General features: G+C 36.3%; 14 protein-coding genes. 6 read left to right on the top strand and 8 right to left on the bottom strand.

The features are described from left to right. Positions 1 to 13 precede the first annotated feature (13 nt). The 4 genes from rimM to C7K42_RS10135 all read left to right on the top strand — a co-directional run bounded on the left by rimM (position 14) and on the right by C7K42_RS10135 (position 3766). Positions 14 to 538: a ribosome maturation factor RimM gene (gene rimM / locus C7K42_RS10120; RefSeq protein ID WP_103097464.1), complete on the top strand. Its 525-nt coding sequence runs from the start codon at positions 14 to 16 to the stop codon at positions 536 to 538. Then, positions 528 to 1265, top strand: coding sequence for a tRNA (guanosine(37)-N1)-methyltransferase TrmD (gene trmD / locus C7K42_RS10125; RefSeq protein ID WP_103097467.1), 738 nt, complete (start codon positions 528 to 530; stop codon positions 1263 to 1265). Before rimM ends, trmD begins: the two co-directional genes overlap by 11 nt. Positions 1266 to 1308: 43 nt before the next feature. Beyond that, the gene (locus tag C7K42_RS10130; RefSeq protein ID WP_159459071.1) at positions 1309 to 2355 is read left to right on the top strand and encodes an AbrB family transcriptional regulator; all 1047 of its coding nucleotides are present in this window, start codon (positions 1309 to 1311) and stop codon (positions 2353 to 2355) included. Positions 2356 to 2665: 310 nt separating this feature from the next. Continuing rightward, on the top strand, positions 2666 to 3766 hold the full coding sequence (locus tag C7K42_RS10135) for an SLC13 family permease (RefSeq protein ID WP_103097222.1): 1101 nt from the start codon (positions 2666 to 2668) through the stop codon (positions 3764 to 3766). A gap of 294 nt (positions 3767 to 4060) precedes the next feature. On the opposite strand, the gene citX is transcribed toward C7K42_RS10135, so the two are convergent. The 5 genes from citX to citC are packed head-to-tail and all read right to left on the bottom strand — an operon-like array spanning position 4061 to position 8317. Further along, on the bottom strand, positions 4061 to 4594 hold the full coding sequence (gene citX, locus C7K42_RS10140) for a citrate lyase holo-[acyl-carrier protein] synthase (RefSeq protein WP_103097221.1): 534 nt from the start codon (positions 4592 to 4594) through the stop codon (positions 4061 to 4063). Beyond that, complete coding sequence (citF, locus tag C7K42_RS10145; protein ID WP_103097219.1) at positions 4587 to 6119, bottom strand: citrate lyase subunit alpha; 1533 nt, start codon at positions 6117 to 6119, stop codon at positions 4587 to 4589. Before citF ends, citX begins: the two co-directional genes overlap by 8 nt. Positions 6120 to 6121: 2 nt before the next feature. Next, positions 6122 to 7009, bottom strand: a complete 888-nt coding sequence (locus C7K42_RS10150) for an aldolase/citrate lyase family protein (protein ID WP_103097218.1) — start codon at positions 7007 to 7009, stop codon at positions 6122 to 6124. Beyond that, entirely contained in the window at positions 6997 to 7305 is a 309-nt protein-coding gene (gene citD, locus C7K42_RS10155) for a citrate lyase acyl carrier protein (RefSeq protein ID WP_103097216.1), read from the bottom strand. Before citD ends, C7K42_RS10150 begins: the two co-directional genes overlap by 13 nt. Before the next feature lie 10 nt (positions 7306 to 7315). Continuing rightward, positions 7316 to 8317: a [citrate (pro-3S)-lyase] ligase gene (gene citC, locus C7K42_RS10160; RefSeq protein WP_103097215.1), complete on the bottom strand. Its 1002-nt coding sequence runs from the start codon at positions 8315 to 8317 to the stop codon at positions 7316 to 7318. A gap of 476 nt (positions 8318 to 8793) precedes the next feature. Between citC and C7K42_RS10165 the strand changes: the two genes are divergently transcribed. Further along, complete coding sequence (locus C7K42_RS10165; protein ID WP_014124187.1) at positions 8794 to 9489, top strand: GntR family transcriptional regulator; 696 nt, start codon at positions 8794 to 8796, stop codon at positions 9487 to 9489. After that, positions 9482 to 10345 (top strand): triphosphoribosyl-dephospho-CoA synthase CitG, encoded by an 864-nt coding sequence (gene citG, locus C7K42_RS10170; RefSeq protein WP_014124186.1) that lies wholly within the window; start codon positions 9482 to 9484, stop codon positions 10343 to 10345. The genes C7K42_RS10165 and citG overlap by 8 nt, the downstream gene beginning before the upstream one ends. 53 nt (positions 10346 to 10398) lie before the next feature. Here citG and C7K42_RS10175 read toward each other — a convergent pair whose 3' ends face one another. From C7K42_RS10175 to C7K42_RS10185, 3 genes are all read right to left on the bottom strand, one after another. Next, positions 10399 to 11700: a 2-hydroxycarboxylate transporter family protein gene (locus tag C7K42_RS10175; RefSeq protein ID WP_014124185.1), complete on the bottom strand. Its 1302-nt coding sequence runs from the start codon at positions 11698 to 11700 to the stop codon at positions 10399 to 10401. Positions 11701 to 12137: 437 nt separating this feature from the next. After that, positions 12138 to 12593 carry an IS200/IS605 family transposase gene (tnpA, locus tag C7K42_RS10180; RefSeq protein ID WP_014124664.1) on the bottom strand — a complete coding sequence of 152 codons (456 nt, stop codon included), beginning with the start codon at positions 12591 to 12593 and terminating at the stop codon, positions 12138 to 12140. Between the two features lie 226 nt (positions 12594 to 12819). After that, positions 12820 to 14121, bottom strand: a complete 1302-nt coding sequence (locus C7K42_RS10185; protein WP_014124184.1) for a 2-hydroxycarboxylate transporter family protein — start codon at positions 14119 to 14121, stop codon at positions 12820 to 12822. Between the last annotated feature and the right edge of the window lie 65 nt (positions 14122 to 14186).

A 14186-nucleotide genomic window follows, 5' to 3' on the forward strand; every position in this document is an offset into this window, starting at 1 on the left:
ACGAGGGAATATATTGGTTGAATATCTAGAAGTGGGAAAAATTGTAAACACACAAGGAATTAAAGGAGAAGTTCGTGTGCTTTCACAAACCGATGCTCCACAAGAGCGTTATCAAAAAGGTGCAAAATTAACTGTTTTTGTAAAAAGCAAAGAACCTATCGAATTAACCGTAGCTAGTCATCGAAAACATAAAAGTTTTGACTTATTATCTTTTGAAGGCTACCCTTCCATTAACGATGTTGAAGGTTTTCGAGAGGGTATATTGATGGTGCCTAAAACTGAACTTACAACATTAGACGAAGCCGAATATTATTATTATGAAATCATTGGTTTAGATGTTTATGAAGAAAATGGAGAAAAATTAGGACAGGTAAAAGAAATTCTTTCGCCTGGTGCAAATGATGTCTGGGTGGTGCAAAGAAAGAATAAAGCTGACGCCTTGATTCCATTTATTACCTCTGTCGTAAAAAAAATCGACCTAGACAATCAAAAAGTTTATGTAGAAATTCCAGAAGGGCTGTTAGATGATGAGGATTGATGTATTAACGTTGTTTCCTAAAATGTTTGAAGGACCTATGAACGAATCAATTTTAGGTAAAGCACAAGAAAATGGACAACTAGAGATGAATATTTCAAATTTTCGAGATTATTCAGATAATAAACACCATACTGTGGATGATTATCCTTATGGTGGCGGTGCTGGTATGCTTTTAAAAGTACAACCGATTTATGATAATTTACAAGCCATAAAAAAAGCGAGTTCGGAAACTAAAAAACGTATTGTATTACTAGATCCGGCAGGTACTCCCTTTAACCAAAAAATGGCGGAAGATTTTTCTCAGGAGGAACATTTAGTATTTATCTGTGGTCATTACGAAGGCTACGATGAACGTATACGCTCTTTAGTAACAGATGAAGTGTCTATCGGAGACTATGTGCTAACTGGAGGCGAATTAGGCGCAATGGTAATGATCGATGCAACGGTACGTTTGTTGCCAGAAGTATTAGGAAATGAAGTATCGGCAAAAACTGATTCCCATTCAACTGGCTTACTAGAACATCCTCAATATACACGCCCTGCTGTGTTCAACGACATGGAAGTGCCTGAAGTTTTAAAAAATGGAAATCACAAATTAATTGAATCTTGGCAATTAAAAGAAGCGCTGCGACGTACATGGCAACGCAGACCAGATATGCTCGAAAAAATTGAACTAACCGATGAAATGAAAAAACTTTTGCAAGAAATTAAACAAGACAAGCAATAATGTAACTGTCATAAACTAATTTTTATTAATGGAGGTTATTCTGATGTCTTTTGACATCTCCATCTTTTTTACTTTTATTGTCGCACTTATAGGCGCAAAGCTTGGACGAAAATTAAATTTTCCCGCGCCATTTATGATTGGAAGTATGCTAGCTGTCATGCTTTTTTCTATAATCACAAATAAAGCTTACTTTCCTCAAGAGGCCAAGGTCATCGCTCAAATCGTTGCGGGAATTTTTATCGGTCAAAAATTGACTCGTTCTGATGTCATTCATTTAAAACATGTTATAAAGCCAACGCTTCTTCTTTTAGTCCTTTTAACAATCAATACATTTATATTCGGAATTGTTTTTTCCTACATTTTTGATTGGAATATCTTAACTGGACTTTTAGCAACTACCCCAGGCGGCTTAATGGACACCACTTTAATCGCCGCAGATTTCGATTCTGAAATTCATGTGGTTGCCATTATGCAATTAGTACGTAGTATAGGTGTCTTATTGCTTTTTCCTGCTTGGATTCAACTTTTTACTAGCGAAAAATCTCAAGAAACAACAAAAGAAGAAACAGTAACAGCTACAAAGAAGCAAGCTTTAAATATAAAACAGTTTTTAACCGTTATGCTCGTTGGAATATTTGGGGGCTTGCTGGGTTATATTTTAGGTTTCCCCGCTGGAACACTTAGTTTGTCTTTGCTATTTTCTTCATTGTTTAAATTACGTACCAACATTAGTGCCTTTCCTATCCAAATCCGACAGTTCGCTCAAATTTTAGCTGGTTCAATGGTAGGTTCTAGTTTTACCCGTGAAATCGCAGCGTCTTTAGAGACTTTCATTATTCCAGCTGCCCTTTTAATTATTATTTACCTCTTCATCAGTTATCTATATGCCCAAATAAACAAACGCAAAGGTTGGTTGGACTTTACTTCAGCTTTGTTTGCTTCATGTCCTGCTGGGGCTACAGATATTGCCTTGATTTCAGCGGACTATGGTGTCAATATGAACAGTGTTGCCATGATTCAAATTGCTCGCCTAATTCATGCAGTAGGAATCATGCCTTTACTCTATCAACTTGTTAGCTTTTTTTTATAGTCTCTTCTCTTATTATTTGAAGTTATTCGTGCATAATCGACGCGATTTCAAATTTTATTTTAATACCATTTGGGTCCATAATCCATAAGCTTCCTTTTTTGTCTTTCTGATAAGTTAAACCTTTGTCTTGCCAATGCTTTTCCAAGACGCGTTTTCTCAGACAATTGAAAATCTGGAAAAATCACATTTCCCCTCGATTTCTTTTTTGGGATAAAATTCATAAAATTTACCATTTATTTTTACTCCTTCTTTACCTTAAAGAAAAGAGTGCTAGAATAGTTTTACTAGGAAATTTACAAGGAGCTTATAAATGAAACGTTTGTTTGATTTTTTCCGCAACGATCTTCTTTTTAGTATTTCATTTTTGTTGGCAATTATCGCTGTGACTTTAGGTCGTTTTTCTATTCAAGATATTAATTTCAAAGTCATTGCAACACTAGGTGGCTTAATGTTAGTCATTAGCGGATTAGACGCTACTGGAATTTTGAGCTATTTCGGTCAGATCTTAGTTAAAAAAAGTCTGACTTTCCGACAGCTGATCCGATATATTGTATTGTTAAGCTTTTTTAGTTCAATGTTTTTAACTAATGATGTAGCGATATTAACTTTATTACCTATCTATCTACGAATGACAAAGGCGCTTGCTAACCGTCAATCCGTATTGTTGGGTAGTGTTTATATCATTGTCGCAGCAAACTTAGGAAGTAGTTTTTTCCCATTTGGCAATCCGCAAAACTTATTTTTATATTCATATTATAATATTCCTTTACTGGAATTTTTCTATTCAACTGGCCTATTAGCTGTTTTATCATTGGTATTACTCATGGTATCTATCCAATTTATACCGAAAGAACCTCTCAGCTTAATAATAACTAGCAATCCATTTGATCATCAAAAAGCACTTATTTATGGGCTTTTAATGATCGTGATGATCGCTGGTGTTTTTAGTATAATTTCTTATCTTATAGCCTTTATCATCGTTGCTATCATTATCTTATTTTGGCAGCCTCAACTTTTCCAAAAAGTCGATTATCGCTTGCTTTGTACTTTTGCCTTCTTTTTCATTATTGTAGGAAATCTCAGTCAATCGGAGGAATTGATTAACTGGTTACAAAGAACATTCACTAGTCCAGTGAATACATTATTAGATGGTATTTTAGCTTCGCAAGTAATTTCTAACGTTCCTGCAGCCATCTTGCTAGCACCTTTTACTAAGTACCACCAGTCGATTCTTTTAGGGGTCAATATTGGCGGCTTAGGTACATTGATTGCTTCTTTGGCCAATTTGATTGGTTATAAAATTGTTCGTATCCAAATTCCAAATGATCGTAAGTTGTTTACTCGCAATTTTTATCTGATTAATATTATTTATTTAACGTTATTAACAATAGTCATCTCATTTATTGTTTGAAGTACAAAAAAATAAGTATTTTTTTATGACTAATAGCTCATCGTTTTGCAATTCTTATGGTCTTATTGCTCGCTTAGCACATAAGTCCCACAAACTAGCGGGGTTAAAACAAGATAAGAACGTAAGTTTTTATGTGCCTATTGCTCGTTTAGCACATAGGTTTGCTGATCTTATGTGCTTATCCTTATTCATCGGTACAATAGCTTTCAAATAAGAGTGGCTATCAATCATATTATTCATAAAATAAAGCACCGCGTGACAAAAAGGCACGCGCTGCTTTATTGTTGACTCTATTTATTCTTCTTTACCGATAATTTCTGCAATTTTTACTTGCATTTCTTCAATCAAATGACGGCGCTCTCGACCGCATTCTTTGGCGTTTTTTTGACAAATTAAACAAGTTCTTGGAGAAATTCCGATGTCTTGACGGCTCAAACTTTGTAAACCATTTTCTAAATAGTGGATATCCAAATCAAATAATCGCCCGTAAGCATCATTTTCTTCCAGACCAACCATTTTTTTCTTTAAAGTTGCCGGTGTGATATCTGCTACTAAATAAAACTCAGATCCTGTTTTAAGATTATACTCAGCGCTTGTAACAATAGAATAAGAAGATAACTCTTGTTTGATTTGTGCGACCATCTGTGAAAAAACTCGACTCAATATCGCCGAATTTTTTACTTCTCCTGGAATATTCATCGTCGCTAGCAAAAGCGTAGCTTCAGAATGTTGCTTTAAAAACTCTTCCTGCCGACTAGCGCGCATCTCACGAGCATCGAGCATTTCGACTAGCGAAACGCTAGGACCAGTAAACACTTGCTCAGACATTTTTCACCGCGTCGATTAAAGTACCATCACGATACTCAATCAAAGCAACCGTCTTATCTCCATATTCAATCGGATCAGGTTGACCAACAATACTATAAGCTTGATCTTTAAGCTCTTGAATAGTAAATTGCGGTACATCTAGGTCTTTAAAGTGCTCAATTAAATCTTGACGATTTGGGTTGATCGCAATACCTACTTCTGTCACAATCACGTCTACACTATCACCTGGCGTAACGACTGTATTTACTTCATCAACAAATGTTGGTATTCTACCTCTAACTAAAGGTGAAATAACCAAGCTCATATTACAAGCAGCACTCGTATCTGAGTGACCACCCGAAGCGCCACGAAGAACGCCGTCTGAACCAGTGATTACATTGACATTAAAGTTTGTATCAACTTCCAAAGCCGATAAAACAGCTGTATCTAATTTATTAATCACTGCACCTTTACTCAATGGTGAAGCATACATGTTCGCATCAATTTCGTAATGATTATCATTTTCATCAAGTGAAATAGCTGATGGATGGTCAAAGTCTTGTACATCAATGATCTTTTCCACTAAGCCTTCTTTTAATAAATCAACCATCGCATTCGTGATACCACCCAATGCAAAGCTTGCCGTAATATCCTTTTCAATCATTTTTTGACGAATGTAGCGCGTTACCGCTAATGCAGAGCCACCAGTACCTGTTTGGAAAGAAAAGTCTTGTTTAAAGTAAGGAGAGTTTGTAATCACTTTGGCTGCATTTTCTGCAATGATTAATTCTTTCGGATTCTTAGTAAAACGTGTTGCCCCTTTAGCAATCCCCTCTGGATCGCCAATCGCATCTACCTCTACTACATAATCAACATCTGTTTGCGGAATACTAATCGGTGTATTCGGATAATCAGCTAAAGTATCAGTAATAGCTACAACTTGATCTGCATATTTGGCGTCGATCATGGCATAACCTAATGATCCACAAGTAGCTTTTCCCTTTGTGCCGTTAGCATTGCCATATTCATCGGCACTTGGCACCCCTAAAAAGGCTACGTCAATATGAATATCGCCAGCAGCAATAGCTCGCGCTCTACCTCCATGCGAACGAATAACTACCGGATTTTCCATAATACCTTCTGAGATAGCTGCACCCACTTTATCACGCAAGCCAGAAGAAGTAACATTTGTTACCACACCATTTTTAATATGATCAATTAATGGTTCATGCACATTCGCAATTGAACTTGGCGCAATTGAAATGTCTTTAATGCCCATTTTTGCAATTTCTTCTAAAACCATATTCATTACATAATCGCCTTCACGGAAATGATGGTGAAAAGAAATCGTCATGCCATCTTTTACACCGGTTTTTTTAATGGCTTCTCGAATACTTTTTAATAATTTTTCATCATTTGGTTTTGCTGGTTTTGTGTTACGGCTTGCTTCTTGATATTCACTGATATGAGCAAGTTCTCCTTCATAAACACCAAATTTATCCGCATATTCTTGAGGAATATCTTTACCAACATTATTTACTACCATAACTAAATATCCTCCTCTTTAATCATATTTGCAGCAATAGCTAAAGCAATCACACGTTCTGCGCGTTCAACAACTGGTTTATCGACCATTTTACCGTTAACTGAAACAACGCCTGAACCTTTTTCTTGAGCTTCACGAAGCCCCCAGATGATTTCTTTAGCATTTTGTACTTCGTCTTCTTTTGGTGCATAGATTTTATTGACGATTGGAATTTGACGCGGGTTGATCACTGATTTCCCATCAAAACCAAGTTGTTTAATTTGTCGTACTTCACTTTCAAGTCCTTTAGGATTTTCAACATTAGAATATACTGTATCAATTGCAGCAATACCTGCAGCTCTAGCACCATGTAAAATCATGCTACGTGCAAAAAATAGCTCTTTCCCATCTGGATAACGTTCTGTTTTTAGGTTGGTTACATAATCTTCCGCCCCTAAGGCAATACCAATCAGCCGATCAGAACTTTTAGCAATATCAGGGGCATTTAACACACCTTCTGCTGATTCGATAGCGGCCATCATTTTCGTTGTACCTACTTTGATATTATTTTGCTTTTCTACTTCTGTAATCACTTTTTCAACGTCAACAATATCTTGGGCTGTTTCAGTTTTAGGTAAACGAATCACGTTAATGCCTGCTAATATCATAGCTTCAACGTCAAGATCACCACCAGCATCTAAAGCATTAATTCTAACGACAGTTTCTACTTGACTATAATCAAATGTACGCAAAGCGTTATGAACCAAAGTACGAGCGGAATCTTTTTCAGGCAATGAAACAGCGTCTTCTAAATCAAACATAATTGAATCTGCCCCGTACAATGGCGCATCTCTTAACATTGCCGCATTTTGGCCCGGGACAAACATCATCGTTCTTCTTAAACGTTCCATGAGTCAATCTCCTTCCAATCATATTGCTCTTGTTTAGCCGCACGATGAGCAGCTGTAATCGTACGTGCTTGAATAGTACAATCTAATGCACCTTTATCTACTGCCGTAACTTTAACACCTTGAATCTCTAAATTTTCTAAGGTATCTGTAATCACTTGACGGATTTTACGACCGAATTGTTTTTCAACACTGCTATCCAAATCGATTTGAATTTCAGTTGTATCAACAGGTTGAATAGTAATTTGAATATCACTAGACTCCATTGTTCCACTTACTGCATTTTGTAAAACTTTCACTTTTTTCACCTCATCTAAAATTTTTTTCTAAATAATCATACGTCGTTTTGGGCAAAAAATCTAAGAGTAACGTTTCATTTTGTTCTGCTATTGCTTTGCGAACTTTGGTTGCTGAAATGACTGAGCCATTAACCTCTTTTCTAGGCAAAATAACTAAAGTTAAATCATCACTAAAAACTTCTTTCATCGCTTTGTTATACACCTCAGTTACCTTAGAATAGGGTTCTTCTCCTACATAACGCACATTTATCTCTAAGACCGGCGCAATCTTTTCTTTAAAAATTTGTGCATCTAGTCTAGCTTGTGTCCTAGCTACCGTTAATTCGGCCTTATCTTTTAAAAAGTAAGCCGGAAAAGTCGCTTGCGACACAAGATATTTTCTTGTAGGAAAGACCGTTACATTACTTAAATGACTGACGCCTGCTTCGACCATTTTCACTCTATCTTTTGTGGAAAATTCAGAATGATCTTCTGACAAAACAAATACATAAACTTGGTCATTTTTTTGGGCGGCATATTCAACTAAATACTGGTGTCCTTTAGTAAAAGGGTTAGCATTCATTACGATTCCTGCGCCTTGTCCTGCTTTTTTATTGTCTTGCAAATGCTGTAGATAAGACGAAAAATCATCAGGACCTTGTTCCATAAACAAGACATCATCATTAGTGACAATTTTTTTAAAGCCTAATGAGCGAAAAACGTTTTCTTTTTCTGGTTTAGTATATAAAAAGTAATGATAGTATCCATTTTCGTTCATTTTTTCGATCAAAGCTGTTAAGACTTGTGTTAGTAGGTTTTCTGCTTGATAGTCCTTACAGACAGCCACACACTTAATAATGTTTTCAGCAAAAGAGCCTGTGGCAATTAATCTTTTATCGTCATAGATACCTACTGTATAATCAAGTGTTTCTCCTGTTTGAAGACCTGCTTTTTCCATAAGATTACGCCAATCTTCGAGTCCTCTTTTATCTTTATCCAACCAGATACGTTTACTTATATACTTATTATTCATTACCTTCATCCCCTTTTGAACATGTACATTTGGGAATAAAATAAAATTGTTAACAGCTGCAATATATTCTTACTAATTTTTATAAAGATTGCACCTTTTTATTTCAACCAAATTCTAACGGCAAGCTTAGCCTTACGATATCAAGCGATTATAGGAAAGCTATAGTAACAAAACAAGATTTGTGCTTTACATAACGATTAATTTAAACGCTGCATAGAAAGCTCCTCTCTAAAATTACTCACATCTCCATTATAGGAAAAGTTTGCAAAATGTGTAGGCAAAACGGGCAATAAAATTGTTCTTTTCGTGTTCTTAGCCCTAAAAAGCGTTAAATAAGTAAAATATATAAAAATTTCATTAGCTCTAATTGTCTTTAAACTAATAAAAGGAAGTTATTATCCCAACACTTTATTTTATGGTAAAATAAGGAAAAAGCACTTTTAAGTGAAATACTTAAAATTCGAGGAGGAATAACGGTGGGTCCTATTGTCAGTGCAATAAAATGTAACCTTGACCTAACACAAAATAAGCCTTTAAAAATCGCCGTTTATGAAGCTTTGCGTAAAACAATTATTTTAGGTGATATTCCAGCTGGGAAAAGAATCAATGAAAAAGAACTATCAGAGGAACTAAATTTCAGTCGGACCCCTATCCGTTTTGCATTACAAAAACTGGTAAAAGAACAGCTAGTCGAACATGTCCCTCGCATTGGCATTGTCGTCAAAGGGATCAGTATCAAAGATGCTTATGAAATTTACGATATACGTAAAGCCCTAGACACCCTAGCAACAATCAGAGCAATGGAGCGAATGGATGAACATGATTTTGCTGAACTAGAACAATTACTAGAGCGCGGTGAGTATTACAATAAAACAGACCAGGTAGATAATCTTCTACAAAACTTTTCTGATTTTAACGAATTTATTTATGAAAAAAGCCAAATGTTACGTTTAAAAGAAATTGTGACGAATTTACAAACTTATCTTGTCTACTTCCGTGATATTTCTATTCGCGCTTCAGCTAGAAGAAGTTTAGCGTTAAACGAACACTGGCTTATTTATCGCGGAATGAAAAATCAAGATGTAGAACAGATCACCTTGATTACACATGAACATATTGACCGTTCGTTGCAATTTATCCTAAAAGAAATGGAAAGAAGAAAGATTGAATAACTCATTAACAACACAAATCGCTCGTTTTGCAACAAAGTCTCTTTATTACGAAGTAGCTATTTCACCAAAACCTGGTCTTGTAGATCGTTTTGACAATGGGGCTCACAATGACATGGACTTTTTTACATTTATCAACAGTATCGAAAGCTTAGCGCCTCACTTTCAAGAGTACTTTCAATTAGGATTGCAACACAATGCTGATTTAACTGATCTTTTTCATAATTTACGTAAAGCAGGGATACAAGCCGAAAAAGATATGTTACTAGCTACAAATGGTATAAACACACATAAAGGCGCTAACTTTTCTTTAGCTGTTTTATTAGGAGCCACAGGTTTTTATATGAAAACTCATTCGCTGCCTTTTTCGTCCGAAGATAGTCGGGCTGTCTTAAATTTAGTTGCACAAATGACCCAAGATTTAGCTCAGCAGGACTTTTATCAAGTGACACAAAAAAAGCAACTAACGCATGGCGAAAAATTATATATTGAAACTGGGACATTAGGCATACGTGGCGAAGCGATGCAAGGATATCCCGCTCTAACAAATGTATTATTACCTTTTTTGCGCCAGCATAACGCATCAGAAGACACCGAAACATTCCTGTTACGTAGTTTGATTTTAGTAATGAGTCAGATAGAAGATAGTAACCTTTTACATCGGGGCGGCATCGATGGTTGGCAACAGGTCAAACAAGATAGTTTAATCATTCATCAAGCTGAATTAGACAACATTGCTTTAAAAAAAGCCTTAGAAAAATTCAACAAACAGCTAATAGAGACCCATCTAAGCCCAGGTGGCGCAGCTGATTTATTAAGTTTAGGCATTTATTTTGGCTTTTTAGAAAATGTTATTTAATAAAGCTTCAAAAGGTTCTCATAAGACAAACCTTTTGAAGCTTTATTTGTGTATTACAACAGAATAGAGAATAGAACACTCGCAAGCACTAAGATAATCGCACCGCCTAAACGACTAGACAATTGTGCGTAAGCAATTAAGTCCATCCGGTTAGCAGCACCTAATACTGCCAAATCACCAGAGCCTCCTCGGTTAGCCATACATAAACCAGCGGTGACAGCTGTATCGATTGGATAAAATCCAACCAAATAACCAACAAAACCAGATCCGACAACTGCACCAATAATAATAAACAAAGAAACGATAATATTAGAGAAAGTGATCGCTGCAAGTAATTCATTCAAATCTAAATCAACACCTACACCTACCATAATTAATAACGTTAAGTGTTTGGTGAAGAAAGTTTGCAAACGTTTCGCACCCATGCGTACATTTTTAGGAACAACACCGAATCCACAGAGGATTACCACGAAAATAACCATATAAGCTAACTCATGGATGGGGAAACCAAAAATTTCCGGTAATAATACGCTACTGAATAAAAGACCTACAACATAAGCTCCTAGTCCAAGCATTAATCCAGAAGCAACATCAGCTAAAGTTGGTGTATACTCTTCATCTGCAATGTCCGCTTCTTCAGTTCCGCGAATTAAAGTTTTTCCGTCACCCGTTAACTTCGGAAAAGCCTGTCCCAGTTTATTTAATAAAGCAGCTGCAAAGATCGCAAAGATATTTCCAACCGTTAAGATAATAATAGCAAAACTGTAGTAGACATCACTTCCTTCACCTGTAATATCCGCATAAATTTCGGATAAAGGAATCGCACCGCCGCCATTTCCACCGCCCATGATAGGAAGCGTATAGTGAGTAACCAATTCACCTGGACTAATTCCAAAAAACATGCCACCGACAATAGCTAGTAAGATGGCTCCCGCAAACCCTCCAAGGATAGCAGGAAAATAGCCGGCAAAACTTCGTAACAAAATATTTCTTTCTAATGATAAGACAGAACCAGTAATCAAAACAACAATATAAAACGTTAGGAAATTTATTTCACTAGTAAAATTGTCAATTGAAGTGACATATTCTGATGGAATCAAATTATAAGTACCAATCACAGATGATCCTAGAAAAGCTAGCAGAATTCCTCCACCAATATATTTATTCCAGATGGGTAATCGCTTGCCAATTTCATTTAAAGGAATCCCGATTGCCAACATCAAAGCAAAGGTGCTCGGCATATCGGTGCCTATCCCTCCCATATACATGGTTCCAAGGATAATTAAACAGACGATTAGCGTTAAATACCAGGGAGCACCATATAATTTAAACCCTTTTTTTCCATTATTAACCATAAAATTCACTCTCCTTATTTTGTTAAACGATTGTTACCATAAAACCACTCCCATACCTCACTTTCTATAGAATAAAAAAATAAACTTATTCATTAATATTACTTAAATACAAACTTATAATAGTGTATCGGGAAATCGTTTTCAATCTTTATCTTGAAAAATACACTTAAAGAACAATTTATCACTTTAAATATCATTAATTTTATGGGTTCATGGAGAGATCTCATTTTTAGAAATAGCTTACTTCCCTATGGTTAGGTCAACAGATAGGTTAAAGAATAGTTTAATAATCATAACCACCCTTCAAAAGGGTGGTTTGCTCTGGGGCTATAAGCCCCCAATACTAGCCAGCGTCTCAAGGCGCTGGCTTTCACTTTGTTCAAGCCACACTGGTTTTGTCGCTTTTGCTACCTCTCAAGAGGTGTTTTTATCACTCTCTAACCCTTAAAAGGGTCTGCATATTCTCGAACACTTAGTTTATCTAAGGCCATATCATGTTTTTCTTGCTCTTGAATATATTTCTTGATGGTTGCCTCATTAAGACCCACTGTGCTCACATAATAACCTTCTGCCCAAAAATGACGATTCCCAAATTTGTACTTCAAATTGGCATGTTTATCAAACATCATCATGGCGCTTTTTCCTTTTAAATACCCCATAAAGCTAGAAATACTTATCTTCGGTGGTATACTTACGAGCAAGTGAACATGATCGGGCATCATATGTCCTTCTAGGATTTCTACACCTTTATAACTGCACAATCTTTTGATAATCTCTTGTAGACTTGCTCTGTATTGATTATAAACAATTTTTCTTCTATACTTGGGGGTGAATACAATATGGTATTTGCATAACCATTTTGTATGGGCTAAACTATTTGCTTTGTTAGCCAACTGAATCTCTTCCTTTCATTACCATGTAGCCTGAACAACTACATTGTAACGCTAGTGAAGAGATTTTTTTAGTATAACTTTTTCCTTTCCACCCGCATAGCGGGTGGTTTTTTGTTTCGCACGCTACGCGAGCTCAACCCGGTCTAAAGACTTAAAAAAATCGTTTTTGAACAATTTAAAAAAATTGTTCAAAAACGATTAACATAGATAACTTTAATCTAATCAACTATAATAAAATGGAGAATAAGACACTGGCGAGTACCAATATAATCGCGCCACCTAGACGACTAGATAACTGGGCGTAAGCAATTAAATCCATACGATTAGCAGCCCCTAATACCGCTAAGTCTCCGGAACCGCCACGATTGGCCATACATAAACCAGCGGTAACAGCTGTATCAATTGGATAAAATCCAACCAGATAACCAACGAGCCCAGCACCAACAACTGCACCAATGATAACAAATAAAGAAACAACGATATTGGAGAAAGTAATGGCTGAAAGCAATTCATTCAAATCTAAATCAGCACCCACACCTACCATGATCAATAACGTTAAATGTTTGGTAAAGAAGGTCTGCAGACGTTTAGCACCCATACGTACATTTTCAGGAACAATACCAAAGGCACAAAGAATGACTACGAAAATAACCATGTAAGCTAGCTCATGGATAGGGAACCCGAAAATTTCCGGCAATAAAACATTACTAAACAAAAGCCCCACTGAGTAAGAGCCTAAACCAAGTAATAAGCCAGAGGCAACATCGGCAAGGGTTGGTGTGTACGTTTTATCTGAAATATCAGATTCTTCAGCGCCACGAATCAACGTTTTTCCATCTCCAGTTAATTTAGGAAATGCTTGTCCGAGTTTGTTCAATAAAGCGGCTATAAAAATCGCAAAAATATTCCCGATCGTTAGAATAATAATGGCGAAACTATAATAAACTTCGCTTCCTTCTCCTGTAATATCCGCATAAATTTCCGATAAAGGAATCGCACCGCCACCGTTACCGCCGCCCATTATAGGAAGCGCATAATGAGTAACAAGTTCACCTGGACTAATACCAAAAAACATACCACCGACAATAGCCAGTAGGATAGCTCCTGCAAATCCACCTAGTATAGCCGGAAAATAACCCGCAAAACTTTTTAACAATATATTTCTTTCTAGTGACAACACAGAACCAGTAATCAATACAGTGATATAAAACGTTAGAAAGTTCGTTTCACCAGTAAAATTATCAATCGATGTAATATATTCCGTTGGGATTAAATTATAGGTACCAATAACAGACATCCCTATAAATGCTAGAAGAATTCCTCCACCAATATACTTGTTCCAGATGGGCAACCGTTGACCGATTTCATACAAAGGAATACCAATTGCCAGCATTAAAGCAAAGGTACTCGGCATATCCGTCCCTAGTCCTCCCATAAACATGGTTCCAAGGATAATTAAACAGACAATAACCGTTAAATACCAGGGGGCACCATATAGTTTTACCCCTTTCTTCTCTTCACTACTCATAGCCTTCTCTCCTTTTATTTAATAAAAAATGTTAGCTACAGCGCTAAACCACTCAAATTATCATA

This window comes from Tetragenococcus halophilus subsp. halophilus DSM 20339 (genome assembly GCF_003841405.1).
GTDB lineage: Bacteria > Bacillota > Bacilli > Lactobacillales > Enterococcaceae > Tetragenococcus > Tetragenococcus halophilus.